We start from the raw sequence: 25827 nt of genomic DNA, 5'->3' as shown, positions 1-25827 counted from the left end.
CTTATGCCCATTCTGCGTTACTTCCTTTTTGTCGGCGGAGCTTTGCTCGCGTTGTTGGTCCTCGCCGATTCGGTATTGCCGAGCGTGCCGCTGCCGACCACGTTAACATCTGCGTCGGAACTTCCCCCTGTCCGCATCCAGTCCACGCGCAAGTGGCCGGAGCGGATCGTGATGGATACGGCGGCCGTGGTTCCCGCAAGCGCTTCCGAGAAACTGGCCAAGGTGGAGCAGCACGCGCAGCCGGCGGTTGCTGTAGAGCCGGCCAAGAGCAGTGCACGGGACGCCTATGCCCAGATGACACCTGCCGAGGTGCGCCCACAGGCGGTCGCGCCCAAGTCGGCCGAAAAGCTCCACGCCGCGAAGCTCTCCGAGGCGGTCAAGACGACGGACTCGAAGAAGCGCAAGGTCGCGAAGGCGCCGGGCCGACCGATGATCCTCGTGGCGCAGCAGCCGCACTCCGGCCTGTTCGACTCGACCTGGTAACTCTGCGCTTCCGATCAGCCGACGGCGGCAAGCCGCGTACCACGCCGCCAGACTGCCTTGATCTTGCGCAAAGTGCGCTCTGCCCGGAGCGCCTAGCGTCACTTGGATGGGACCAGGGAGCGTTGCCCGGGGACCCACGGAGACGCTGTATGACTACCACGCCCACTTTGTCGATCTCGCCGGAAAAGGTCGCCTTTGTCGTCACCAAGACGCATCAGTACGAAATGGAAGCGTCCGAGCCCGAGCTGCTGGCCGGTCTGACTGATGATGATTCGTCCACCGGCACGGGCGGACGGGGGACGAGCACCGATCGCTCCGAGCTAGTCAGCTTCATTCGTGGGCTCAACGTCGACGAACAGATCGATCTCGTGGCGCTGACCTGGCTGGGCCGGGGCGACGGCTCGCTGGAGAATTGGGATGAGCTCCGCGCTCAGGCGGCTCAGGCTCACAACAATCGCACGGCAAACTATCTGATCGAAACGCCGATGCTTGGCGACTATCTGGAAGAGGCGCTCTCGGAGTTCGGCCTCTCCCTGGAAGACTTCGAAGAAGGCATCTAGCTGGACGACGTCAGTCTCCCAGCCAGCCGCTTGGTTCTTCGTTGATACTGCGAGGATGGAGTAAGCTCATGGACAAGATGAAGGTCGGAACGGGTGATTGGGTCGTCGTGTGCGACGGCCGCAAGGCGCTGATCCTCGAGAACATCGGCGACAGCATGTTTCCGAATCTGCATACCAAAGAGGTCCGCGAGCACGAGAACGAGCGGACCGGCGCTCAGGGTACGGATGCGCCCGGCTCGGTGCAGCAGTCGTTCGGCCACGCCCGCAGTTCGGTTGAACAGACCGACTGGCATGACCAGGCTGAGCGCGCGTTCCTGAAGCAACTGGCCGACCGCTTGCATCATGCCGTTCTGGCGGGCGAAACCAAGGCTGTGACCATGGTGGCCTCGCCCCGTGCGCTCGGCATGATCCGCGCCGACTATTCGGACGCTGTCCGCAAGGTCCTGCACGGCGAGGTCCACAAGGACCTGGTCAAGCTGCCGGTCTACGAGATCGAAAAACAACTGCTGGCTTGAGCCGAGGAGCCGGCCTTCGAACCGACGCCGCCGACACACTCGGCATCTGGATCCCGTCGCTGTCGTGTGGCAGCGACGGGATCTTTTTATGGCGCTCTCCTGCAACGCCTTCTCGAGGCTGTTGGCCAAAATCCGTCCAAACATGGTCGTACTGACGCCGCCCTGGAACCGGAGAAGTCGTTCCCGGTTGGAGCTTGCGGAACGTTGGCGGGATACGGAGTGAAGGGGATCGGGCCGATGCGGCTGTTGTTTTGGGTTACACTGCTTGGCGCGCTTGCGGTTGGCACCGGGATCTCGGCCGCCAACGAGACGTGCGGTCCAGGATGTCACGTTGCGCCTAACGGCGGCTGCGTGGTCAACGGCTGGGAAGTCGGCGCACCGGTGTGGAACGAGTGTCCCGCGGGCGCCCGCCCGCGACCGCCGTGCGGCGCGGGATTTCGATGGAGCAGGCAAGCCAGGGCCTGCTTGATGAAGTGAACCGCCGACGCGTGCGGCGTCGAGTTCAGGACTTTGAGGAGGGGACAGTCGGCGCGGGCACGGACTCGATGTCCAGCGTGAACAGTCGCTCTTCGTCCGAAATGTCCGAATGAGCCAACACCTGCTGCAGCAGCGTGATGATTGCAGTCGCCCGGTCCTGCTGATCTGCGTCGTCATAGCTCGCAGCCGCCAGCACCGAGCCGTTGGTTTCGCACTTCGCCTTGATCTGGATAATCATCGTTGCATCCTTGCCGTATTCGATGCGCGACAGACTGGCTGCAATCATCTTAAATTCGCGCCAAATGATCCGAGTAAACCCGCGGTAGAAAATGACCGGTGGGCTTGAACCGGCTGAAGTCGACTTCGTTCAGACCGGCTTTGCGCGGATCACGTCCCGCGGGGCGCTGGTGCCGAAAGACTTCCTTAACCATGTCCGTGCGGGAGCCTCGATCAGCATGTAGGTAATCCAGGCAATTGCCGTCGCGATCATGACGAACAGGCCCAACCGAAGCACAAGCTCGACGGCTCCAGGCGCGTCGGACTTGCCGATCATCGCCAGCCGAATGAGGAAAGGGTGCAGCAGATAGATCGAATAGCTGCATTCGCCGCCGACGATCATCGGTCGTGACGACAGCCAACGCGCATGGCCGTAGCGGCTGGCCGCAATGAACACGATCGTGAAGCCGATGATCTCGATCAATCGGACGGCGAGTTCGATGGAGAACGACCAGCCAGGCAGCCGTGGTTGCAGGAACAGCAGTACGGGTGCGCAGACGAGGCTGACCAGTGAGATCCAGAACAGGATGCCGACGCCGCGCCGTTCTCCATCGGTCACACTCGTATTCGCGCGGTTCTGATAGATCATCGCGGCAAAGCAGCCGGCGATGAACTGGGCGATATGGAGGTAGGGCGAGTAATAGGTGAGCCACTGCATCCCGTGCTGCGTGAGACTCGGCGCAACGGCCTTCAATACGGCATCGCCAACGCTGAAGAAGGCAACGATCGTCAGTGCAAACAGCGCGACGTTCACGAGCGCGAGCCCGACCATGGTCGGCAATCTGACGACGCTCCCGAGCAGCAGACAGACGAACGGAAACAGCAGGTAGAAGAACAGTTCGACGCTGATCGACCAGAGGTGCTGCAATGACGGAACAACCGCAACCAGCATCGTGCCGTTCTGAACCGGAAACCAGGCCTGGGTCATCGTCAGAATGAACCCCAGCGAAGGAGCCGACAGACTTCGGGCAATCATCAGATACGTGATGATCACAAGCACCACCGCCGCGTACATGGGATAGAGACGCGCAAATCGTGCGATCGCGAATTCGCGCAGGGCGGGGCCAAGCGGTTGCGACCGCAGGCGTTCGGCATAGTTCAGCCACAGCACGAATCCGCTGAGCACGAAGAACATTGTCATGCCGATGCTGCTGACCTGGGCGATCAGGTCCGGCAGCGGGCCTGACGCCAACGAGGGGGCGCCATGTCCGACGGCCACCGTCGCGGCCGCGACGAAGCGCAGGCCGGTCAGCGAGCCGATGAAGCGTTGGTCATTCACGGCTGGAGACTGTCCTGAGGGCTGGGTCACGCGGGCGTTTTAGAAACAGCAGCCCGCGCAGGCAACCGGATGTCGTGAGGACGGACCAGACAACGGCTCAAATCCGGAGTTTTGACCCACGTCCGCCGCGCCGAGACCCCCGACGAACCATTTCGCCAACCTTGGCCGGGGAACAGGCTGGCGCGCTCGGAGAGATTCGAACTCCCGACCCTCGGAATCGAAATCCGATGCTCTATCCAGCTGAGCTACGAGCGCGCAGTGCGGGTCAAACCCCACGTGAACCGGATACCAGACTTGGCTGGGCAAGGCCAGCCTCCGTCACGCATGAGGTGGGCGGTCGCAGAGGTGCGACATGCCGTGGAAGAAGTTTAGAAGCAGGGATGCCGGCGTCGGTCCTGGCCGATATAGGCCGCCGAACTCTGGTAGCAATGGTTGGTCGACGGGCCATCATAGAACGCGAAGGTGCCGGGCAGGGGGCCGGGACCGTAGTTATGGAGGAAGCTGATCGCGTAAGGCAGGCAATGGTGGTGGCGATGGTGCCGATGGTGGTGGCGCGCCTCCGAGGGCGCGGGACACAGGGCCACCCCGGCCGTGACCAGGGCGGCGGCGAGGAAAGCGAGCTTGCTCATGTCTTTTCTCCGGAAACAGCGCTAAGGCCAGCCAACTGGCCGACAATCTAACCCCGAACGGGCGGAAAGGGTGCCGCAAAGGCGGATATCGGTCAAAATTTTGGCCTTTTCCGCATGCTTAACGAATCCGTGACAAAGTCCGGCAAATTCGTCGTGCAGTGGCGGCCGGCCTTGTCGCGACCTTGCCGAGATACGACCAGGTTTTTCGTCCGCTTCATGAACCGCCTGATTCCATGCGTGCTGCTTTCGCTGGTCGCCGCCGCTCCGGCGCGCGCGGATCTGCATATCACGCGCGATCATGGCGGCTACATCGAGGAATACAAGGCGAAGTATAAGCACATCCGCGACACCCGCCAGCGTGTCATCATCGACGGCATCTGCAATTCCGCCTGCACGCTGGTGTTCGGCATCGTGCCGATGAACAAGATCTGCGTCACGCCGAAAGCGAGCCTCGGTTTTCACCAAGCCTACTACGACAAGGCCTTCACGTTCGGCATCAAGGTCACCAGCGTGGAGGGGACATCCGAGCTGATGTCCTATTATCCGGATTCCGTGAAGGACTGGATCCGCCGCAATGGTGGGCTGACCACCGAGATGAAGCGGATCAAGAACGGCGTCGAGCTCTGGAAGATCGTCGATCCATGCCCGGACGCCTGGTGAGCGGAACCCGGGGAAACAGCGACGCCGTCGACACGAACGAAACAATCCAGCGCCAGATCGTCCCCACTGCCGGGCACTGGATTGTTTCGCCTGGACTGTCAGCACCGGGCGTTGCCCGCCTTCAGTCCCCAACCAAGCCGATCAGCGCTTGGCCTTCTTCGTCTTCTTGGCCGCTTTCTTGGTGGCCTTCTTCGCAGTCTTCTTCGCAGCCTTCTTGGCGGCTTTCTTCACGGTCTTCTTGGCCGACTTCTTGGTGGCGACCTTCTTGGCCTTGGCGGCGGCCCGCTTGGGGGCGGCCTTCTTGGCGGGGGTCTTCTTCTTTGCGGCCCGCTTGGCCTTGGGAGCCGCGGCGGTCACAGGATCCGTCGCAGCCTCGGGCGGCGTGCCCGGCGCGGCGACGGTCGGGTCGGTGAGTGTGGTGTCGTCCATATCGGTCCCCCGATTTGTTGGAAACCCGAGGACGATAGCTGGATTCTCCGTGCTGTCAAAGCGAGCGCAACTAATCACTTGTGCGCAAGCGCGCGTAGGCCGCCAGCGCACGCTCGCGCCCCAGCTTGTGGTCGACGGCCGGCGCCGGGTAGGAGCGTCCGAGTGCCACGCCCGCCTCGGCGAGCTCGAGCGGCTTTGCTGCCCAAGGTTGATGGACCAAAGGGGCCGGCAGGCGCGCCAGTTCGGGAACCCAGCGCTTCACATAGGCGCCTTGCGGATCGAACTTCTCGCCCTGCAGCACGGGATTGAAGACCCGGAAATAGGGGGCCGCATCCGCGCCGGAGCCTGCGACCCATTGCCAGCTCGCCGGGTTGCTGCCCGGGTCGGCATCAACCAGCGTATCCCAGAACCACTGTTCGCCCTGCCGCCAATCGATCAGCAGGTGCTTCACCAGCAACGAGGCCACCACCATGCGGACGCGGTTGTGCATGCTGCCGGTGTGCCACAGCTCGCGCAGGCCGGCGTCGACGATCGGATAGCCGGTCTGGCCGCGCTGCCATGCCGCAAGCGCGGCGTCATTCTGAATCCACGGAAAGGCGTCGAACGACGGTTGCAGGTTGCGGGTGGCGAGGTCGGGATTGTTGAACAGCAAATGCCGGCTGAACTCGCGCCAGCCGACTTCGCTCAGGAACTTGTCGATCCCCTTCGCCAATGCGGGACGCTCCTCGGCGGCGAAGCGCGCCGCGTGAAAGACCTGGCGCGGGCTGATTTCGCCGAAACGTAAATGCGGTGACAGCCGCGAGGTGGCTTCGATGTCGGGGCGGTCGCGATCGGCGGCATAGCTGCCGACCGCCGTTTCGAGAAACTGAGTGAGGCGCTGCTGCGCCGCGCGCGCACCCGGCCGCCAGGCGTCGCGCAGTCCGCCGGCCCAGTCCGGCTTCGTCGGCTCCAATCCCAATTCGTCGACGGCGAGGCTCGCAAGGCCGGCCAGCGGCGTCAGCCGGACCGGCGTCGGCAGCGGCTTCGGCGGTGCGCCCAGCGCCAGCACGCGCTTCCAGAACGGGGTGAACACGCGCGGCCCGCGTCCGTCCTTGCCGCGCATCTCGGCCGGGTCGACCAGCAGGTCATCCGCGAAGACGCGGGTCTTCACATCGATCCTGCCAAGCGCCGCCTCGACACCGTCGGCGACGGCGCGGGGACCGCTCTGCGCGACGTCGTTCCAGTACACCGCGGCGGCCTTGGTCTCCGCCGCGAGGTCGCCGAGCACCTTTGCCGCCGGCCCCCGGCGAATCACCAGGTCGCTGCCGAGCGACTGCAACTCCGCGCGGAGTGCACGCAGCGATTGCGCCAGCCACCATCGCGTCGCTCCTCCGAGAGGACGGAGTTCGGGACTCTCCTGATCGTAGATGTAACTACAAACAACCGGGCCGCCGGCCTGGGCTGCGGTATACAACGCGGGGTGGTCAGATAGCCGCAGGCTCTCGCGAAACCATACGATGATAGGGCTGGAACTCATTCTCAGGTATCTTTTTGCCGCTTTGTGCAGGAGAGTCCGTATTCTTCCTGCCGGAAAATAATGGGTTGGAAACGAAGTACGGGCAGTTTGAGATTCAGTTGCAGTTCCCTGGGAAGGTTTCTGACGTGCCCGTCAAATTGAAGCTCGGCACCAAGGCGCTGATTGGCGCCGTTGTCGTCATCGCGTTGAACACGGCCCTCGTGGTCGGCGCCGCCTACTGGTCGCTCACGAACGAATTCGCCGATCGCGCCAAGCGCGACATCGAAGGTAATCTGCGGACGTTTGCGCTGGCGTTCGGCGAGACCTTCAAGGACGCCAAAGTCAACGTGCAGAACGGCGTCGTTTCGCGCATCGAGATCCCGGCCATTCCGGAGATCAAGGATCACGCCATCGTCGACCGCGCAGTCTCCTATGTCGGCGGCAGCGCCACCTTGTTTGTTGTCGATGACGGCGGGCAGTTCGTGCGCCGCTCGACCAATGTGAAGAAGGAGAACGGCGACCGCGCGGTCGGCACGCAGCTCGCGGCCGACCATCCGGCGCAGGCGTTGCTGCGCAGGGGCGAGGCCTATAAGGGGCCGGCCACGCTGTTCGGCAAGCCGTTCATGACCGCCTATTTCCCGGTGACCAGCCCGGCCGGCAAGGTGATCGGCATCCTCTATGTCGGCGTGCCCATGGCCGAGCTCGACGCGATGCTGTCGCAGGCGATGCAGACCATGATCGTAGCGGCCGCGGTCGCGGCGCTGCTGGTGCTCGGACTGACGATGCTGGCCGTGAGCCGCATCACCAAGCCGTTGAGCGCCGTCACCGAGGCGCTGACGGCGATCGCCGAGGGACGCGAGACTGTCGAGATCAACTCCGACGAGCGCGGCGACGAAATCGGCGAGATTGCCCGCAGCCTCGTCGTGTTCCGCAGTGCGGCCAGCGAGCGCCGCCGCATGCGCGAGGAGCAGGTGGCGGCCGCGACGGCCGCGGTCGAGCAGCGCAAGGCCGAATTGCAGCGCTTCGTCGACTCCTTCCAGGCCAGCATCGGCGGCATCATCGAGAACGTGCTGACCTCGTCGAGCGAGTTCGAGCGCGAGGCTCGCCAGCTCACCCAGACGGCGCGCACCACCGCAGACCTGTCGGGGCAGTCGGCCGGCGCCTCCGAAAACGCCTCGGAGCATGTCCGCACCGCTGCGGCCGCGTCCGACGAGCTGTCCGGCTCGATCGCCGAGATCATCCGCCGCGTCCAGGAATCCAACGCCATCGCCGCCGAGGCGGTCAACCAGGCGACCGCGACCGACCAGCGCATCAAGGAGCTGTCCGACGCCGGCAACCGCATCGGCGACGTCGTCAAGCTGATCACCTCGATCGCCGAGCAGACCAATCTGCTGGCGCTGAACGCCACCATCGAGGCCGCCCGCGCCGGCGATGCCGGTCGCGGCTTCGCGGTCGTGGCCCAGGAGGTCAAGACGCTCGCCGGCCAGACCGCCAAGGCGACCGAGGAGATCTCCAGCCAGATCGCCAATATGCAGACCGTGACGCAGGAATCGGTCGACGCCATCAAGGCGATCAGTTCGACCATCGAGCGCATCAACGAGATCGCGGCATCGATCTCGGCCGCTGTCGAGCAGCAGCGCGCCGCCACCCAGAACATCACCCAGAGCGTTCGCTCGGCCGCGAGCGGCACCGCCGAGGTCGTCAGCAACATCCGCAGCGCGGCGCGCGGGGCGGGCGAGACCGGCGAAAGCTCCAACCGGATGTTCGCCTCCGCCCAGGCGCTGTCCGGCGAGAGCCTGCGGCTGAAGGCCGAGGTGCAGAAGTTCCTCGACGGGATGCGCGCGGCGTGACATCGCGGCTCGCCTCGCGTCGACGCCAACTCTGTCGTCATTCCGGGGCGCGCGACGCGCGAGCCCGGAATCCATAGACACGACTGGCAATCGCGCCGAAGAACGACGCCACGGGAATCTCGCTCCGCCATGACCTTTCGTGGCTATGGATTCCGGGCTCATTCGCGCGGCTTCAAAATGGCTTCGCCATTTTGCGCGCGAATGCCCCGGAATGACGGCTTGGAAAGATCTCGTCGAAGTCACATGGATCACCCATAGAGCAGCCTCGGCAGGATCGTTACGATGCCCGGGAACAGCGTGAGCAGCAGCACGAAGGCGACCATGATGATGAGATAGGGGGCGGTCACGCAGGCGATATAGCCGAGACCGTCCTCCGTCAGGCCCTGGATCACGAACAGGTTGAAGCCGACCGGCGGCGTGATCTGCGCCATCTCGACCGCGAGCACCAGGAAGATCCCGAACCACACCTCGTCGAAGCCGGCGCCCTTCACGATCGGCAGCACGATCGGCAGGGTCATCACGATCATCGAGAAGCCGTCGAGGAAACAGCCCAGGATCAGGTAGAACACGATCAGGACTACGATCAGCATGAACGGCGACAGGCCGAGGCCCTTCACAAAGGCGGCCACCGCCTGGGGAATGCCGAGGAAGGCCGCGGCGTTGCCGAGGATCGAGGCGCCGAGCACGATCAGCGCGATCATCGAGCAGGTGATGACCGAGCCGATCATCACGTCGCGGACGACCTGCTGAGACAGTGCTCCCTGGAAGAACGCGACCAGCGCCGCGCCGAGCACGCCGACGGCGGCGGCTTCCGACGGCGTCGCGAGGCCGCCATACATCGAGCCGAGCACGCAGGCGATCAGGAACAAAGCCGGCGCAAGATCCTTCAGCGCGGCGAAGCGCTCCGCCCACGGCACCTGTGACAGCTGCGCCTCGGCCTTCGGCACCATCGCGGGCTTCAGCGTAGTGTGCAGCATCACCCAGCCCATGAAGGTGCCGGCGAGCAGCAGGCCCGGCAGCACGCCGGCCGTAAAGAGCTTCAGAATAGAAACGTCGCCGAGCACGCCGTAGATGATCATGATGTTCGACGGCGGGATCAGGAAGCCGAGCGTGCCGGCGCCGGCGAGCGAGCCGATCGCGATGTCGCGCGAATAGCCGCGGCGCAAGAGCTCGTTGAGCGACATCCGGCCGATGACCTGCGTGGTCGCGGCGGACGAGCCGGAGATCGCGGCGAAGATGGTGCAGCCGATAACGTTGACGTGGAGCAGGCGGCCCGGGAGCAGCCCGGCCCACGGGGCGAGGCCCTGGAACAGCGAGCGCGACAGGCGGGTGCGGAACAGCAGCTCGCCCATCAGGATGAACAGCGGCAGCGCCAGCAGCTCCTGGGTCGTCAGGATGTTCCAGGCGTACTGGGGGAGCAGCTTGTCTAGCGGGATCGAGCGGAACATCGCCAGCAGCAGGGTCGCGGTGAAGGCGAGCGTGAGCCCGATCCACAGGCCGCCGGCCAGCAGCGCGAACAGGATGGCGAAGAGGGCGATGACTTCGATGGTCATGGGGTGGGGGAGTCCGCGGTGAGGAGAGCGGGCGGGAGAGGGTCGGCGGAGCAGGGAGCGGCAGCAGCATCAGTTGCTATTTGCCCGAGTTGGGCACAGATCCTGCGGCGCGAGCGGTGCAACCTCGCCCCGCTTGCGGGGAGAGGTCGGATTGCATCGTCAGATGCAATCCGGGTGAGGGGGTACAGGTCTAACGGTGACCACTGCCCGTGCGGCTGCCCCTCACCCCAACCCTCTCCCCGTAAGAACGGGGAGAGGGGGCGCACCGCTTGCAAGGCGAGGGCTCGATGACAGCTGTCAGGTCTTAGGCACGAACGACGTACCTCGGAGGCCGCGGCCCGCGAAGAACTGATCGTCGCAATATCAGCCCGTCCCCTCATTCGACCGGCGAGGCCTTCATGCGGTGGTCTTCAAGCGGCAGTCCCAGCGCGGCCTGGATGGCGCGGGCGAGGAATTGCAGGGTGAGCAGCAGCATGCCGAAGGTGACGACGGCTTGCGGAAACCACAGCGGGGTGTCGCTGGAAGTCGAGACCTGGCCGCGGATGAAGGAGCCGAAGGCGAACTTCGTCATGGCCGAGGTGAGGTAAGCCATGAAGGCGAAGCCGGCGGCGGCGGCCAGCACTTCCAGCGCGCGCTGCAGCGGCGCTGGCACGTTCTTCAGCAGCAGCACCACGCGGATGTGGCCGCCGACCCGCAACGTCATGGCGGCGCCGAAGGTGAACGACGCCGCCATCAGATAGGACGAGTATTCCCAGGCGATCGAGATCGTCGGCGGGAAGAACGGTAGCACGTTCGACAGCGCCCGCGTGGTCACCTCCGCCAGCATCAGCGTGGTCAGCAGCAACAGGCAGCCGCCGCCGATCCAGCCGTCGAGCCGGCCGAGCCGGTCGATGACATCGAGCAGGATGCGCAGCGGCGCGGGCGCCGCTGCATTGAGGCTCGCCCGATCGGCCGGCGAGGTGGCTTGCGCGATCTCAGCCACGCTTCATCTCGGCGAGATAGGCCTTCACCGGCGCCTCGGCCGCGGGCACGCGTTTGAGGAAGGCTTCCATCTGCGGCGCGGTCTTGGCGCGGATCTCCGTCATCATCGCCTCCGAGACCGGCACCACCTCCATGCCGCCTTCCTTCAGCCGGTTGAGGCTGTCGACGTCGGCCTTGACGGAGTTGGCCCAGAACGTCGGCTCCATCCTGGCGGCGATGTCGCTGATGATCTTCTGCTGCTCCGGCGTCAGCGCCTTCCAGGAATCCAGGTTCACGTTGAGCATCTGCGACGACCACACATGGTTGGTCGGGTAGACGTATTTGAGGAACTCCCAGAACTTGCCGTCGACGCCCGACACCGACGAGGTCGAGACGCCGGCGACGGCGCCAGAGGCCAATGCCGGAATGGTCTCGCCCCAGGGGATCATCACCGCGGCCATGCCGATGGCATTGAGCATGTCGACCGCGTTCTTGTCAGGCACGCGGATCTTGATGTTCTTCAAGCCGGCGACGTCGGAGGACTTGACCTTCAGATGCAGGTACTGCGTCGGCCACGGCACGATGTAGAGGATCTTCTGGTTGTTGCGAGCGGCGATCTTCTCGTATTCCGGCCGGACGTATTTGTGCAGGACCTTGAGCTCGTCCATCGAGCCGGCCAGGAACGGGATGCTCTCGACGCCCATGAACGGCTCGTCGCCGACCTGCTGGATATTGAGCACGTCGGCGAGCGGCACGAGGCCGTCGCGCACCGCGCGCAGATGCTCGGGCCCCTTGAAGCCGAGCTGACCGCCGGCCTTCACCGTGATGTTGACGGCGCCATTGGTCTGCTTCTTCACCTCCTCGGCGAAGGCCATCGCATTCTGAGTGTGGAAATTGCCGTCGGGCCAGACCGTGGACATGTCCCAGTTGGTCGTGGCCGCGCGGGCGCGCGTCGAGACCTGGGTCGCAGCGAGCAGGGAGGCTGCTCCGGCGGTGAATGTGCGTCGCGTGATCATGAGGGTCTCCGCTTCGTTGCTGAGCTAACGAGTTTAAAGGATGCAGTGAGGTAGGCAGAGTTGCGGCCGCCTCTCACGTGCGGCGCCGGTCTCGAATGTCGACCCTGTCCATCAACATGCCTTTCGGTGTGTTCATGGTCAGGTTCGCAGTGCCGATCTCGGCTCTTGATCCTCATGGTGAGGAGCGTCGCCCTTGCGACGCGTCTCGAACCATGAGGCCCAAGTCCGGGCCTCGCCCTTCGAGACGCTCGCCTTCGGCGAGCTCCTCAGGGTGAGGAGTAACAGTTGCGCGCCTTCCTCCCACGAGGACTCGGAGAGATGATCTCACGAACGGACTCCTGGGCTTGCGAAGCGCCTGGCGTTCGGCGCGTACGAGTTGCTCACAGTCCATGCCCATAAACCTTCGCCGCGTTGTCCGCCGACACCAGTCCGCTCTCGACATCGCTCTGCACCAGCACCGCCGCGCGCTCGCGGGGATCGCCGATGCCCGCCCCACCCGGTGTCAGCACCACAAGCCGGTCGTCCGGCGGCACGGTCTGGAAGCCCTTGCCGCGCAGCCTCTTTCCCGACGCGAGCCCGACATAGCCGGCTTCGCCATTGTGGCCGCCGTCGCGGCCGCGGGGCGGGTGGTCGATGCGGTCGAAGGCGGCGAGGATGTCGAACGGCGCATCGACGCCGCTGCCGACCTCGATGATCTGGCCAAGGCCGCCGCGAGTGCGGCCGGCGCCGCCGGAATCTGGCCGCAGCTCCTTGCGCCAGAAGATCAGCGGCGTCTGCGTCTCCGCGATCTCGACCGGCGTGCCGCGCACGCCGCTTGGATAGGCTGTCGCCGACAGGCCGTCCTTGTCGAAGCGCGCGCCGGTGCCGCCGTTGGAGGTCACCGCCATCGAGAACCCGTAATTGCCGCCGGCGCCGGAGCGGGTCTGGCCGCGCACGTTGAGATTCCACAGGCAGGAGGTGCCCTCGGCCGGCACCCGCTCCGGAATGATCTGGCGCAGGCAGCCGAACACGACATCGGGGAGCATCTGGCCGATGACGTGGCGCGAGGCGACGGGCGCAGGCTTCGGCGCGTTGAGGATCGCGCCCGATGGCGCTGACACGGTCAACGGCGACAGCGATCCGGCATTGTTGGGGATCGCTGACGCCACCACGCAGCCAAGGCCGAACACGGTGTAGGCGGTGGTGTAGGACAGCGGCACGTTGATGCCGAACTTCGACGCTGTCGACGTGCCGTCGAAATCGACGTGAATGCCGTCATCGCTGATCGTCAGCGCGGCCTTGATCGTCACCGGCGCATCGTAGCCGTCGACCACCATCTCGTTGCGCCAGGTACCCTTCGGCAGCTTGGCGATCTCGGCCAGCACAGCCTCGCGCGAGCGGTCGCAGACGTAGTTGCCGAGCTCGTCGAGCGTTGAGATGCCGAACTCGCGCATCATCTCGACCAGGCGCTGGCAGCCGACATCGTTACAGGCGGCGAGCGAGTAGGTGTCGCCCTCGGTGTCGACTGGCAGCCGCGTGTTGGCGCGGATCATCGCCATCAGGGTCTCGTTGACGACGCCCTGGTCGATCAGCTTCAGCATCGGGATGTATAGTCCCTCCATGAACACGTCGGTGCCATCGGGGCCGAAGCCGATGCCGCCGATGTCCATCAGATGGCTGGTGCAGGAGAACAAGGCGACCGGCTGACCGTCCTTGAAGCAGGGCGTGGTGACGACGAAGTCGTTGAGATGGCCGGTGCCCATCCAGGGATCGTTGGTGATGTAGGCATCGCCCGGCTTCATCGTCTCGATCGGAAAATGCGCGATGAAGTGCTTCACCGACTCCGCCATCGAGTTGACGTGGCCTGGCGTGCCGGTGACGGCCTGCGCCAGCATGCGACCCTTCAGATCGAACACGCCCGCTGAGAGGTCGCCGCATTCGCGCACGATCGGGCTGAAGGCGGTGCGCAGCAGCACCTGGGCCTGCTCCTCGACCACGGCGATCAGCCGGTGCCACATGATCTGCAGGTCGATCAGGCTGGTTTGGGATGCGCTCATGGTCACGCCGCCTTCCGTTCCATGACGATGCTGCCGGCACCGTCGATATGTGCGTCGAAACTGTTGGAGATGAAGGTCGAGGTCTCGTCCTCGGCGATCACGGCGGGACCTGCGATGACAGCGCCCGGCGCCATCTGCTCGCGGCGGTACAGTGGGATGTCGACGAAGCGGCCGGCGCGGCCGTCGAAGAATTTGCGGTGGCCCGAAGCCGCGCCGGCGGGCTTGCGCGTGATCTCGGCGACGGTGGCCGGCTGGCGGGCGTCCGTCGTGGCCAGCACCGACCAGCTCAGCACCTCGATCGCGGCACCTGGAATGGCGCGCTCGAACAACGCAGCATAGCCGGCCTCGAAGGTCTTGCGCAGGGCAGGGAGGTCCTCCGCGGTCAGTGCGCGGTTCGGCAGCTCGACGCTGATCTCGTGACCCTGGCCGACATAGCGCATGAACGCCGCACGGCGCTCGCGGACCGGTGCGCCGGCCGCGCCGGGCTCGACGAGGGCGCGGGCCTCATCGGCCATCTCCTGCAGCAGGCTGGAGACGCGCGCGGTGTCGAAGTCATCCAGCCGCGCGTGGCGGCTGCGTACCAGCTCATAGGCGATCGGCGCGGCAAGGAAGCCGACGGCCGAGCCGACGCCGGCATTCGATGGCACGATGACCCTGGCGACGCCGATCTTCTCGGCGACGCGGGCGGCGTGCAGCGGCGCGGCGCCGCCGAATGCGATCAGCGTGTGCTGGCCGATGATCGCGCCGCGTTCGACGGCGTGAACGCGCGCGGCGCTCGCCATGTTCTCGCAGACGACCTCGTGCACCGCATAGGCTGCGGTCTCGGCATCCAGGCCGAGCGGCGCGCCGACGTCGCGGAGCAGGGCCTGTTTCGACAATTCCGGATCGAGCTTGATGGTGCCGCCCGCAAAGGCGTCGGGATCGATCATGCCGAGCGCGACGTCGGAATCGGTGACCGCCGGACGCTGACCGCCGCGGCCGTAGCACGCCGGGCCCGGCTCGGACGAGGCGCTCTCGGGACCGACGGTGACGCGCTTCATCGCATCGATGCGCGCGATCGAGCCGCCGCCGGCGCCGATCTCGACCATCTCGATGACGGGGATGCGCACCGGCAGGCCGGAGCCCTTCAGGAAGCGCGCGGCGCGATCGACCTCGAATACGCGCGAGCTCTCCGGCTCGAAGTCCTCGATGAGACAGATCTTGGCGGTGGTGCCGCCCATGTCGAACGACAGCACCTTGCGCTCGCCGAGCCGTGCGGCGATCTGACCGGCGAAGATCGCGCCGCCGGCTGGGCCGGATTCGACGAGGCGCACCGGGAAACGCCGCGCCGTGTCGATCGAGGTGACGCCGCCGCCTGAGGTCACGAGATAGATCGCGCCGCGGAACTGCTCGATACGCAGCGCCTGATCCATCCGCGCGAGATAGGAGTCCATCAGCGGCTGCACATAGGCGTTGGCGACGGCCGTCGAGGTGCGCTCATATTCCCGGATTTCGGGACAGACCGCCGAGGACAGCGTGATCGAGACGCCCGGCAACTCTTCGGCAACGATCTCGCCGGCGCGGCGCTCATGCGCAGGATTGGCGTAGGCGTGCAGGAAGGCGATGGCGATGCTGCTGACCTCCAGCGCGCGCAATTGTGGAACGAGCGCGCGCACCGCCGCTTCATCGAGCGGCAGCCTGACGTCGCCATGAGCATCGACGCGCTCAGGGACGGTGAAGCGCAAGCTGCGCGGCACCAGCGGCTTCGGCTTGTCGATGGAGAGATCGTACTGGTCGTAGCGGCTCTCAGTTCCAATATCCAGAACATCGCGGAAGCCTGAGGTGGCGATCAGCGCCGTCTTCGCGCCGCGTCGCTCGATGATGGCGTTGGTCGCGAGCGTGGTGCCGTGGATGAAGACGTCGATGTCGGAGATGCGGGCCTTCGCATCGGCGAGAATCAGGCGCGTCCCGTCCAGCACGGCCTGCTCTGGCTGCGTCGGCGTCGTCAGCACCTTGCGTGTGCGGCGGTGATCGCCGATGTCGAGAACGATATCGGTGAATGTGCCCCCGATATCGACGGCCAGCCGGACTTCGGCTCCTTCAAGCATTCGGTCATCTCCGCAAGCGACGAATTGAGGTGCGATTTGAGCAAGTCCCATGCCATTGCGCCAGCGGAGATGCGTGTTGCTGCTCTGCGTTTTGTGCGGCGCGGACTTGAGGTCGCGGTGTCGTGCGGGCTCAACCTTGCTGATCGACATGCGACCGTTGCCTGCTCCATCCTCATGCTGTTGCGCGAAGCCAGCCATGTGAGATGTACGATGTTTCCACACCGTCATTCCGGGGCGCCCGGAGGGCGAGCCCGGAATCCATACTCCCGATCGTGGTTATGGATTCCGGGCTCGTCGCTTCGCGCCGCCCCGGAATGACAGCGTATGTGTTGAACGAGCTTGGCAGACGCGCATTCGCATTCCCGCGGCATGATCAGCCCGAGTTCTGCCGTCAGTTCACCCTCACGCAACAAGAGGGCGCAAGGAATGCCGGGTGAAGGCCTCACCCATGGCCCGCCTGCGAAAAAAATGCAGGCGGCAGGTACCACAGGTTCAGCCGAACATCCGGCATTCCCTGCGCGGTGTCTTCACGCTTATACGCAGTCTCCCTGGCGCGCCGGGCTTGTTGGCCACCATGCCGCGACAATGCTTGCGCATTGCGCAGGGGATACCAGCATCGGGGTATCAGGACGCTGCGACTTCACGTCCGCAATCATGACGGTCGTCTGCGCTGAAAGCGCGTCCGACATGACCTGCGGCACCGCATCCCGCCCCGACGTTCGTGACGACGCGTACGTCCCTCTGCATGGGGCGGGACACGCGGATCATACATGATTTCCGTAAAAGCGAAAGAGCAAAATTCGATTTTTTGGAAATCAAGCGAAGCGCCGCGTCATGTCTCTTGAGCCTTCGCCGTTGCCCGTCCCATGACGACAATCGGGTTGAAGCAGCCGAGGATCAGGCGCTTGGGATCGAAAGGGATGTCTGCTGGGATTTCGAAGCGGTCGTCGTCGCGCAGCCGCGCCTCGGCCGCATCGCATGTCGCCCTGTCGGGCCAGACCTGCCAGGAGAAGACGATCTTCTCGCCGGGCTTGGCGGCGACGGCCCGGCGAAAATCCGTGAGCTGGCCGTCGGGAACGTTGTCTTCCCAGGATTCGACGATTTCAACGCAGCCATATTCTTTGAACAGCAGGGCGCCTCGGTCCGCCCATCGGCGGTAGGCCTCGAGTTTCTCGGCGGGCACCGGGATCACAAATCCTGCGACATACATGGCCTCGTCTCCCCTGGACTCCGGTAAGGCTAGCACGACCGGGGCCAGCGCGCTGGGCCGGGCAGAGTCGGGGTTTTATGGCCTCGTGTTCCGGCGCGGCTTGGCGTAAAGCAGCCGGAATCGAAGAAAGGTCTTTCCTTGTCATTCCCCGCGACCAATCCGCCGCTGGCCCGCGCCCTGGCCGAGCGCAATTATGTGAATCCCACGCCCGTTCAGCTCGCCGTGCTCGACGAGGACGCCGAGGGCCGCGACTTGCTGGTGTCGGCGCAGACGGGGTCGGGCAAGACCGTGGCCTATGGGCTGGCGATGGCGGCCGACCTGCTGGGCGAGGCCGAGCGCTTCGGCCCGGCCGCGGCGCCGCTGGCGCTGATCGTGGCGCCGACGCGTGAATTGGCGCTGCAGGTGCAGCGCGAGTTGGCCTGGCTGTATCAGCATGCCGGCGCGCGGGTGATCTCCTGTGTCGGCGGCATGGATCCGCGCCGCGAGCAGCGCGAGCTGGAGGCGGGGGCGCATATCGTCGTCGGCACGCCCGGGCGGCTGTGCGATCATCTGCGGCGCAACCGTCTCGACATTTCGGAATTGAAGGCCCTGGTGCTCGACGAGGCCGACGAGATGCTCAACCTCGGCTTTCGCGAGGACCTGGAATTCATCCTCGAGACCACGCCCGAGACCCGTCGGACGCTGCTGTTCTCGGCGACGTTCCCTCGCGGCATCGTGGCGCTGGCCAAGGAGTATCAGAACGACGCGTTCCGGATCGAGGTCGAGGGCGACGAGGGCGGCCACGCCGACATCGAGTATCGCGCCATCCGCATCGCGCCTGGAGATGCCGAGCACGCGGTGGTCAATCTGCTGCGCTTCTATGAATCGCCGAGTGCGATCGTGTTCTGCAACACCCGCGAGGCCGTCCGGCATCTGCAGGCGGCGCTGCTGGAGCGCGGCTTCTCGGTGGTCGCGCTGTCGGGCGAATTGACGCAGAACGAGCGCACCACGGCGTTGCAGTCGCTGCGCGACGGCCGTTCGCGGGTCTGCGTTGCGACCGACGTCGCGGCGCGCGGCATCGATCTCGCCAATCTCGATCTCGTCATCCATGCCGAGCTGCCGAACGATCCCGAGGTGATGCAGCATCGCTCGGGGCGCACCGGGCGGGCCGGGCGCAAGGGCGTCAGCGTGCTCCTGGTGCCGCCGGCGCGGCGGCGCCGCGCGGAGATGCTGTTGAGCCTCGCGGGCGTCGAGGCCGTCTGGGGCACGGCGCCGCAGGCGGACGAGATCCGCAAGCTCGATCAGCAGCGCATGCTGCAGGATTCGATCTTCACCGAAGAGACGACCGCGGACGATCTGGCCCTCGCGCAGCTCCTGCTCGCGCAACGGCCGGCCGACGACATCGCCGCCGCGCTGGCGCGGCTCTATCGCGCCCGGCTGCCGTCGCCGGAGGACATTCTCGATGCCGTCGAGGATCGCGGCCGGCCGCGGCCCGAGCGTGCCGCGCGCGAGCGGCCGTCGCGGGACGAGGAGCGCGCGCCGGCGCCGCGGACCAAGGGCGGCAAGCCGTCGCGCCACGGCATGGGCGAGCCGAGCGTCTGGTTCCGCGCGGCGATCGGGCGCCGCAAGAACGCCGAGGCGCGCTGGCTGCTGCCGATGATCTGCCGCCGCGGCGGCATCGACAAGCAGGACATCGGCGCGATCAAGATTTCCGACACGACCACCGAATTCGAGATCGCCGCCCGCGTCGCCGACAGCTTCGCTGCCAACATCCGCCGTCCCGACAAGGAGGACACGATCCGCATCGAGCCGCTCGCCACCGCGCCTGCAGCGCAGCCTGCGGCCGAGAAGGCGCGGCCGCAGAAGCCGCCGCGGCGCAAGGCGGAGGAGGGCGCCTATCACCCGCTCCACCGTGACGAGCCGCGCGAACGCGCGGAGGAGAGGCCGCGCGGCAAGCCGCATCGCGAGGCTCCGTCGAAGTCGTTCCGCGAACCGGCGTTCGCGAAGAAAAAGAAGCCGCGCGACAAGTCCGGTCATGGCGGTCAGGCGTTTCCTTCGAGCCATCCGCGCGCGAAGCCGCCAAGTGGCAAGAAGCCGAAGACCAAGCGTCGCGGCTGATCTGGCCGGTCGAGGCGCTCGCGTCGACCGCTGAACCGTGAGGGAGGAGCCGTCCTTGAGCCGCTACGCCGTCCTGTATTTTGCAACTCTGGCCGTGCTGCTCGGCTTCGACATTCCGTTCCTTGCCATCGTGGCCAAGGGCTTCTTCCAGTCGCAGGTCGGCGAGATGCTCGGCGAGGTCCGCCCCGTTCCGGCCGTGCTGTTCTATCTGATCTATATCGCCGGCGTGCTGATCTTCGTGAACGGCACCGCCGACGCCACCTGGCGCTCGACCTTGCTCTACGGCGCGCTGTTCGGGCTGTTCTGCTACGCCACCTTCGAGCTGACCTCGCTCGCGATGCTCAAGCAGTGGACCTGGACGGTGGTCGCGGTGGACATCAGCTGGGGCGTGTTCGTGACCGCGGTGTCGGCGACGGCCGGGCTGCTGATCGCGGACTGGGTCACGCCGCGGGGGTAGTTGGCAGTCATTCCGGGGCGCGCACAGCGCGAACCCGGAATCTCGAGATCCCGGGTCCGCCTCTGCGAGGCGGCCCGGGATGACGGAGGCGAACGTGGTTCGCCGCCATCACTTCGGCTGCGGAACCACCCGCAGATACGGCTTCGGCGCCTTCCAGCCGTCCGGATAGATCGTCTTGGCCTCGTCGTCGGACACGGAGCCCGCGATGATGACGTCCTCGCCCTGCTTCCAGTCGGCGGGGGTGGCGACGCGATGCTTGGCGGTGAGCTGCAGCGAGTCGATGACGCGGAGAATTTCCTGGAAGTTGCGGCCCGTGGTCATCGGGTAGACCAGGATCAGCTTGATCTTCTTGTCCGGGCCGATGATGAAGACGTTACGGACGGTCAGGTTGTCGGCGGCGGTGCGCTTGGCCGGATCGCCCGAGACCGCCGCGGGCAGCATGTCGTAGAGCTTGGAGACGTTGTAGTCGATGTCGCCGATCAGGGGATAGTTCGGCGCCGCGCCTTGCGTCTCGCGAATGTCCTCGGCCCACTGCGAATGCTTGTCCACGGGGTCGACGGACAGGCCGATCAGCTTGACGCCGCGCTTGTCGAACTCCGGCTTCAACCGGGCGAGCGCGCCGAGCTCGGTGGTGCAGACCGGGGTGAAATCCTTCGGATGCGAGAACAGCAGCGCCCAGCTGTCGCCGATCCAGTCGTGGAATTTGATCTTGCCTTCGGTGGTCTGAGCCTCGAAGTCGGGCGCGGTGGAGCCGATTTGCAGAGCCATGGGAGTCCTCATGTGACTGGAAGGGGCGGGATAAAACGTTCTCTCGACTATAGGAAATACCGCCTCCCATGGGAACCGTTCCAGAAAAAAGAGAACATCCTTCTCCTGCAGCCCGCGCGCGCAACAACTTCTTTTGAGTTCACAGCCTGCGGCGAAACATCCGTGAGACTACCGCCTGCCCAGATTTCGCCACGTCTCGGTCGCAACACGCCGCCCCTCGCTTGAGCCGCTTTGAACCGTGATCGAGGTCACTGCGGCAAAAGGGCAACCGATACAAAAACCCACAACGCCGTTTCGAACCATTAACCACTCGTTCAGACGCGGACCGACAAGGTGGGTCAACACAGCAACTGAGAAGAGAACATGGCTAGCTCTGCACCAAAAACCATCGATGGTCTCGAACCCTCCTCGTGTGAGACCGCTGCTTCCGCGCTCGGCATCGTGCGCGACGGCGTGATCACCGGCGAGGGTCCGACCACCGCAGGACGGGTGCACTTCTCCCGCATGCTCGACGCCGAGGACGCCGCCTGGTGCGCGCGCATCCTCACCGCAACCGCGATCAACGACACGCCCGTCAGCCGCGCCGAGGCCGAGGCGCTGTTCGAGATCGACGCCGCCGCGACCGAGCGCAAGGATGACGGCCGGTTCGAGGATCTGCTGGCCAAGGCGATCGCGCATCACACCGCGTCCGCCTCCGGCCTGCCGGTGCCGCCGCGCAGCGTGGCGCTGTCGCCGGAGACGCCGATCGAGAGCTGGGCGCCGATGAACGCGCGCGGCGTTCGTACCGATGCGCTGGAGTGGGTCGCCAAGCGCATGCGCGGCAAGCACCACGGCAATCGCGCGCTGCGCGCGATGGTCGCGACCCTGGTCGGCGTCTCGGTGCTGCCGCTGGCGCAGCTGCCGTCGATGATCGATATCGGGATGTAAGGCGCGCAGCGCCGCAGTCCGGTCGAGAGATTTCGAAGAGCGCGATGATCCCATCGCGCTCTTTTCTTTTGTCGATCCATCGCGTTGCGTCCCGATGCCCCCGGCCTCTTGATGATGCGGTGCTGCCGGTCAATAGATCGGTGGTGATGGGATCGAGCACGGAGACGATGAGATGAGCCGATGGAGCTTTCCCGCGCGCCTGCTGGCGGTGGCGGCGACGGCGCTGCTGCTCATGATGGCCTGGCAGAGCTTCCCGCTGATCCAGGCCGAACTGCTCGGCCTGCGCGCCAAGCCGCGCGACATCACGCCACGCGGCGATCTCGCCGCCGACGAGAAGAGCACGATCGCGCTGTTCGAGAGCCGCAGCGGCTCGGTGGTGTTCATCACGACCGTTCAACAGTCCGTCAACCCGTGGACCGGCAATGCGCAGCAGGAGCGCTCCGGCACGGGCTCCGGCTTCGTGTGGGACGAGCTCGGTCACGTCGTCACCAACTATCATGTGATCGAAGGCGCCACCGAGGCGCTGGTCAGCCTCACCGACGGCCGCTCGTTCCGCGCGGCGCTGGTCGGCGCCAGTCCGGAGAACGACCTTGCGGTGCTGGTGATCGGCGTCGGCGTCGACCGGCCAAAGCCGCTGCCGGTCGGCACCAGCGCCGACCTCAAGGTCGGGCAAAAGGTGTTCGCGATCGGCAATCCGTTTGGCCTCAGCAGCACGCTGACCACGGGCATCGTCTCGGCGTTGAACCGCAATCTGCAGGTCACACAGGAGCGGACCTTGAACGGCCTGATCCAGACCGATGCCGCGATCAACCCCGGCAATTCCGGCGGACCGCTGCTCGACAGTGCGGGGCGCCTGATCGGCGTCAACACCGCGATCTACAGCCCGTCGGGCGCCTCCGCCGGCATCGGCTTCGCCGTGCCTGTCGACAAGGTCAACCGCATCGTGCCGCGGCTCATCGCAAGCGGCCGCTATGTCAGCCCGAGTCTCGGGATCAGGACGGATGCCAAGGCCAATGAGGCGTTGGCCGCGCGGCTCGGCGTCTCCGGCGTGTTCGTGCTCGATGTCGAGCAGGATTCGGCGGCGGAGAAGGCCGGGCTGATTCCGGCGCGGCTCACGCGCGACGGCGGCTTCGCGCTCGGCGACGTGGTTCTGGCGATCGACGGCCAGGCGGTGGACTCGCCTGACGACATGACGCGTGCGCTGGAAACCAAGACCCCTGGCGATCGCGTGGTGCTGCGCGTGCTCCGCAACCGTAAGACCATCGAGGTCCGGGTGACGCTCGATGTGGCGCGGTGAGATGGTCGTGAAGTCGCTGGATGTTTCCACACGTCATTGCGAGCGCAGCGAAGCAATCCAGGGCTGCGCGCGCGACTCTGGATTGCTTCGCTGCGCTCGCAATGACGTGGAGAGAGCGGTGCTTCTCATTGCGAAACACTTCGCGGGACGAGGTCCCCGGGGGCGTTTCCGCTCGCCCGGGGAGATGTGCATTCGCGTGATCTGACTACTTCGCCGCCGCCTTCTGCTTCGTCGCTTCGTCATCCAGGCCCACTGTGCGTCCGGGGAAACCCGCGGCGTCGAAATAGCGCTGGCTGCCGACGCGCTGCAGCTTCAGCACTGTGCGCAGGCCGCCTGCAGCCGGATCTGACTTGATGACGTCGGAGGTCGCCTTCGGCGTCGCGCCGTTCGGCATGGCCTCGGTCATGACGCGGCCGATCAGCTTGCCCTTGGGCGCGACCTTGAGGTCGAGCAGCCTGGCCGCGGTGATGCCGACGTCGGCGTTGCTGACGGGCAGAGGATCGACGAAGCCCGCTTTGAAGTCGGGGCCGATGGCGGCCATGAAGTTGTAGGTGTCGCCGCGGCTGAACGAGCCGTGCATGCCCTGGCCCTGGCGGAGCACGGTGTCGGCCACCTCGACCGAGCAGTTGCTCGGCACGTCGCAGCCAGGCGCGACATAGGAGCGGAAGTTGACAACGATCGCCGGATGCGGCGTCACGGCCTTGCCGTCGAGATTGACAACCGACAGCGGCAGGGTGCCGGGGATCTCGCCGAGCTTGTCGTCGACGAAGATGCCGGAGACGTAGTCCTGCTCCAGCAGCGCCTTGACGGTGCGGCGGGCCAGCTTCCTGTCGTTGTTCGGCAGATAGATCAGGTCGGAGCCGCCATTGGTGGCGACGACGAGATCGGGCTTGGTCGGGTCCTTGCCGAGCACGCCGTTGCCGGCCTTCGGATGCTTGCCGGCGGGCACGGCAGCGTTCTTGTCGTTGGGATCGAACAGCGGCAGGTCGAGCGCCTTGGCGAGGTCGAGCGCCAGGAAGCCCATCGGCAGAAAATCCTTCGGGGTGTCGTCATAGCTGACTTTGGCCGAGGGCGAGGTCTTGCTCTCCTTGGAGATGGTCGAGAAGCCGTGGTCGGCCTGGACCATGATGTTGGTCGAGGCGGACAGGCCGAGATCGTCGAGCGCCTTGCGCAGCGCGGCGAGATTGTCGTCGGCATTCTTGATGCCGGCCATCGAGGTCGGGCCGTTGATGCCCGGGGTGATGGTGTTGAGGCTGTCGCCGTGATTGTGCTGGCTGCCGTCGGGATCGCGCGACCAGAACACCAGCACGAACGGCTTGTTGCGCGCCTTGAACATCGGCAGCACCACCTTGGTGGCGACGTCGACCATGTAGGCCTGCTGGGCGACGTTGGCCGAGGTCGTGCCTGGCGTCTTGGCGTCGCCCGCCTTGCCGTTGTCGCCGCGCGGCGGCGTCGCCAGCGCGAGGCCGGCCTTGGTCAGGGCGTCCTTGACCTCGTCGGTCACGGGCACGCCGTTCTTGTTGCCGGTGGAATCGTCGATCACGATCGAGGAGGACGCGCCGGGCTTGCAGGGGCAGCCGGTGTGGTCGAACAGATAGGTCGGGCCGAGCTTGCCGATCGCAGCCGTCGAATATCCGGCCTTGCGGGCGAGCTTCAGGATCGTGTCCTCGTTGAGATAGTCGCCGTTGAAATGCTCGTCGATGTCGCCGAGCACGGCGTCGTTCTCGATGAAGGGCACCACGGTGTCGCCGGCGGGCGCCGAGGTGTAGCCGGTGAAGATGGTGTTCGAGAACGTGCCGGTGTCGCCGAGATAATGGCCGGTCGCCATCGCCGAGCCGTTGGCCATGGTGAAGGTCGGAAACAGCGAATGCGAATTCTTGAAATTGACGCCCTTGTCGCGGACGGCGGCCATGGCCGGGGTCGCCTCCGGCGTCACCTTCGCCGCGCGCAGGCCGTCGGGAATGAACAGGATGAGGTTATGGGGCGTGGCGTTCTGCGCGGATGCGGCGCCGGAGGACAGCAGGGTCAGTCCGGCGCACAGCGCTAGGAGCGGGCGGCGCATCAAGAACTCCTCAAATCGATCAAAGGAATCGCGGCGTGTCGCCGCAGGGAGCGGTTTAGTTTTGCCGCGTGACGGTTTTGTTACAAGGGGCTCGTCAGGCGCCGGCGCCGCTCCGGGCAGGATTTTCGTCCGGCGGTAGTCCATTGCAGGAACCAGGGTGTGGCTTTCCGGTTGTCGGGTCACAACACAGGGAGCACACCATGGCTGCAGACAAAGACCTCAACGAACTTTTTCTCGATACGCTGAAGGACATCTACTACGCCGAGAAGCAGATCTTGAAGACCCTGCCGAAGATGGCCAAGGCTGCGCAGTCGGACAAGCTGCAGGCCGCCTTCCTCAAGCACCAGGACGAGACCGAAGGTCAGATCGAGCGTCTCGAGCAGATCTTCGAGCTGATCGGCAAGCCGGCCCGCGGCAAGAAGTGCGATGCGATCGAGGGCATCATCGACGAGGGCAAGGAGATCATGGACGAGTACAAGGGCACGCAGGCACTCGACGCTGGCCTGCTTGCTGCAGCGCAGGCGGTCGAGCACTATGAGATGTCCCGCTATGGGACCCTGAAGGCGTGGGCCCTCAAGCTCAATCTGCCGAAGGCGGCCAAGCTGCTCGACCAGACCTTGAACGAAGAGCGCAAGACGGACGAGAGCCTGAGCAAGATCGCGGAGACCGCGGTCAACTACGAAGCCGCCGCCTGATCCCACGAA

General features: G+C 65.5%; 24 protein-coding genes and 1 tRNA gene. 11 read left to right on the top strand and 14 right to left on the bottom strand.

What is annotated here, in order from left to right; all coding sequences use genetic code 11:
• Nucleotides 1-3: 3 nt before the first annotated feature.
• From ACQR1Y_RS01590 to ACQR1Y_RS01575, 4 genes are all read left to right on the top strand, one after another.
• On the top strand, nt 4-483 hold the full coding sequence (locus tag ACQR1Y_RS01590; protein ID WP_434878149.1) for a hypothetical protein: 480 nt from the start codon (nt 4-6) through the stop codon (nt 481-483).
• A gap of 149 nt (nt 484-632) precedes the next feature.
• On the top strand, nt 633-1043 hold the full coding sequence (locus ACQR1Y_RS01585; RefSeq protein ID WP_434858755.1) for a DUF3775 domain-containing protein: 411 nt from the start codon (nt 633-635) through the stop codon (nt 1041-1043).
• Between the two features lie 68 nt (nt 1044-1111).
• A complete protein-coding gene (locus ACQR1Y_RS01580; RefSeq protein ID WP_434858756.1) occupies nt 1112-1558 on the top strand; it encodes a host attachment protein in 447 nt (148 codons plus the stop codon).
• A gap of 237 nt (nt 1559-1795) precedes the next feature.
• Nucleotides 1796-2035: a hypothetical protein gene (locus ACQR1Y_RS01575; RefSeq protein WP_434878150.1), complete on the top strand. Its 240-nt coding sequence runs from the start codon at nt 1796-1798 to the stop codon at nt 2033-2035.
• A 25-nt stretch (nt 2036-2060) separates the two neighbouring features.
• Here ACQR1Y_RS01575 and ACQR1Y_RS01570 read toward each other — a convergent pair whose 3' ends face one another.
• The 4 genes from ACQR1Y_RS01570 to ACQR1Y_RS01555 all read right to left on the bottom strand — a co-directional run bounded on the left by ACQR1Y_RS01570 (nt 2061) and on the right by ACQR1Y_RS01555 (nt 4219).
• Nucleotides 2061-2321 (bottom strand): hypothetical protein, encoded by a 261-nt coding sequence (locus ACQR1Y_RS01570; RefSeq protein WP_434878151.1) that lies wholly within the window; start codon nt 2319-2321, stop codon nt 2061-2063.
• Between the two features lie 81 nt (nt 2322-2402).
• Nucleotides 2403-3590, bottom strand: coding sequence for an acyltransferase family protein (locus ACQR1Y_RS01565; RefSeq protein ID WP_434894292.1), 1188 nt, complete (start codon nt 3588-3590; stop codon nt 2403-2405).
• 178 nt (nt 3591-3768) lie between these two features.
• A tRNA-Arg gene (locus ACQR1Y_RS01560) sits at nt 3769-3845 on the bottom strand.
• 113 nt (nt 3846-3958) lie between these two features.
• Nucleotides 3959-4219 (bottom strand): hypothetical protein, encoded by a 261-nt coding sequence (locus ACQR1Y_RS01555; RefSeq protein ID WP_434878153.1) that lies wholly within the window; start codon nt 4217-4219, stop codon nt 3959-3961.
• 216 nt (nt 4220-4435) lie between these two features.
• On the opposite strand from ACQR1Y_RS01555, the gene ACQR1Y_RS01550 reads away from it, so the two are divergent.
• Nucleotides 4436-4879: a hypothetical protein gene (locus tag ACQR1Y_RS01550; RefSeq protein ID WP_434878154.1), complete on the top strand. Its 444-nt coding sequence runs from the start codon at nt 4436-4438 to the stop codon at nt 4877-4879.
• 141 nt (nt 4880-5020) lie between these two features.
• On the opposite strand, the gene ACQR1Y_RS01545 is transcribed toward ACQR1Y_RS01550, so the two are convergent.
• A complete protein-coding gene (locus ACQR1Y_RS01545) occupies nt 5021-5308 on the bottom strand; it encodes a histone (RefSeq protein ID WP_434858762.1) in 288 nt (95 codons plus the stop codon).
• A gap of 70 nt (nt 5309-5378) precedes the next feature.
• Nucleotides 5379-6824 (bottom strand): cryptochrome/photolyase family protein, encoded by a 1446-nt coding sequence (locus ACQR1Y_RS01540; protein ID WP_434878155.1) that lies wholly within the window; start codon nt 6822-6824, stop codon nt 5379-5381.
• A gap of 125 nt (nt 6825-6949) precedes the next feature.
• Between ACQR1Y_RS01540 and ACQR1Y_RS01535 the strand changes: the two genes are divergently transcribed.
• Entirely contained in the window at nt 6950-8653 is a 1704-nt protein-coding gene (locus tag ACQR1Y_RS01535; protein ID WP_434858764.1) for a Cache 3/Cache 2 fusion domain-containing protein, read from the top strand.
• A gap of 248 nt (nt 8654-8901) precedes the next feature.
• Here ACQR1Y_RS01535 and ACQR1Y_RS01530 read toward each other — a convergent pair whose 3' ends face one another.
• The 6 genes from ACQR1Y_RS01530 to ACQR1Y_RS01505 all read right to left on the bottom strand — a co-directional run bounded on the left by ACQR1Y_RS01530 (nt 8902) and on the right by ACQR1Y_RS01505 (nt 17515).
• Entirely contained in the window at nt 8902-10206 is a 1305-nt protein-coding gene (locus ACQR1Y_RS01530) for a TRAP transporter large permease (RefSeq protein ID WP_434878156.1), read from the bottom strand.
• A 376-nt stretch (nt 10207-10582) separates the two neighbouring features.
• Complete coding sequence (locus tag ACQR1Y_RS01525) at nt 10583-11188, bottom strand: TRAP transporter small permease subunit (RefSeq protein ID WP_434878157.1); 606 nt, start codon at nt 11186-11188, stop codon at nt 10583-10585.
• Nucleotides 11181-12182: a TRAP transporter substrate-binding protein gene (locus ACQR1Y_RS01520; protein WP_434878158.1), complete on the bottom strand. Its 1002-nt coding sequence runs from the start codon at nt 12180-12182 to the stop codon at nt 11181-11183. The genes ACQR1Y_RS01525 and ACQR1Y_RS01520 overlap by 8 nt, the downstream gene beginning before the upstream one ends.
• A gap of 380 nt (nt 12183-12562) precedes the next feature.
• Nucleotides 12563-14218: a hydantoinase B/oxoprolinase family protein gene (locus tag ACQR1Y_RS01515; protein ID WP_434878159.1), complete on the bottom strand. Its 1656-nt coding sequence runs from the start codon at nt 14216-14218 to the stop codon at nt 12563-12565.
• A 2-nt stretch (nt 14219-14220) separates the two neighbouring features.
• On the bottom strand, nt 14221-16305 hold the full coding sequence (locus ACQR1Y_RS01510; RefSeq protein ID WP_434878160.1) for a hydantoinase/oxoprolinase family protein: 2085 nt from the start codon (nt 16303-16305) through the stop codon (nt 14221-14223).
• 832 nt (nt 16306-17137) lie between these two features.
• A complete protein-coding gene (locus ACQR1Y_RS01505) occupies nt 17138-17515 on the bottom strand; it encodes a DUF1428 domain-containing protein (RefSeq protein WP_434862265.1) in 378 nt (125 codons plus the stop codon).
• 138 nt (nt 17516-17653) lie between these two features.
• On the opposite strand from ACQR1Y_RS01505, the gene ACQR1Y_RS01500 reads away from it, so the two are divergent.
• Both ACQR1Y_RS01500 and ACQR1Y_RS01495 read left to right on the top strand, forming a co-directional pair.
• Nucleotides 17654-19612 (top strand): DEAD/DEAH box helicase, encoded by a 1959-nt coding sequence (locus tag ACQR1Y_RS01500; RefSeq protein ID WP_434878161.1) that lies wholly within the window; start codon nt 17654-17656, stop codon nt 19610-19612.
• Between the two features lie 55 nt (nt 19613-19667).
• Nucleotides 19668-20069, top strand: coding sequence for a DUF2177 family protein (locus tag ACQR1Y_RS01495; protein WP_315719722.1), 402 nt, complete (start codon nt 19668-19670; stop codon nt 20067-20069).
• 108 nt (nt 20070-20177) lie between these two features.
• On the opposite strand, the gene ACQR1Y_RS01490 is transcribed toward ACQR1Y_RS01495, so the two are convergent.
• Nucleotides 20178-20837 (bottom strand): peroxiredoxin, encoded by a 660-nt coding sequence (locus ACQR1Y_RS01490; RefSeq protein WP_434862263.1) that lies wholly within the window; start codon nt 20835-20837, stop codon nt 20178-20180.
• 363 nt (nt 20838-21200) lie between these two features.
• Here ACQR1Y_RS01490 and ACQR1Y_RS01485 point away from each other — a divergent pair, with 363 nt between their 5' ends.
• Both ACQR1Y_RS01485 and ACQR1Y_RS01480 read left to right on the top strand, forming a co-directional pair.
• A complete protein-coding gene (locus tag ACQR1Y_RS01485) occupies nt 21201-21764 on the top strand; it encodes a hypothetical protein (RefSeq protein ID WP_434862262.1) in 564 nt (187 codons plus the stop codon).
• A gap of 172 nt (nt 21765-21936) precedes the next feature.
• A complete protein-coding gene (locus tag ACQR1Y_RS01480) occupies nt 21937-23061 on the top strand; it encodes a S1C family serine protease (protein ID WP_434878162.1) in 1125 nt (374 codons plus the stop codon).
• A 205-nt stretch (nt 23062-23266) separates the two neighbouring features.
• Here the strand turns inward: ACQR1Y_RS01480 and ACQR1Y_RS01475 are convergent, their stop codons facing one another.
• Nucleotides 23267-25123, bottom strand: coding sequence for an alkaline phosphatase family protein (locus tag ACQR1Y_RS01475; RefSeq protein WP_434878163.1), 1857 nt, complete (start codon nt 25121-25123; stop codon nt 23267-23269).
• A gap of 200 nt (nt 25124-25323) precedes the next feature.
• Between ACQR1Y_RS01475 and ACQR1Y_RS01470 the strand changes: the two genes are divergently transcribed.
• Nucleotides 25324-25818 carry a ferritin-like domain-containing protein gene (locus tag ACQR1Y_RS01470; protein WP_257165135.1) on the top strand — a complete coding sequence of 165 codons (495 nt, stop codon included), beginning with the start codon at nt 25324-25326 and terminating at the stop codon, nt 25816-25818.
• The last annotated feature ends 9 nt before the right edge of the window (nt 25819-25827 follow it).

Source organism: Bradyrhizobium sp. HKCCYLRH3099 (assembly GCF_051167855.1).
GTDB lineage: Bacteria > Pseudomonadota > Alphaproteobacteria > Rhizobiales > Xanthobacteraceae > Bradyrhizobium.
The sequence above is the reverse complement of the archived record's forward strand: the minus strand, read 5'-3'. Positions and strand labels throughout refer to the sequence as shown.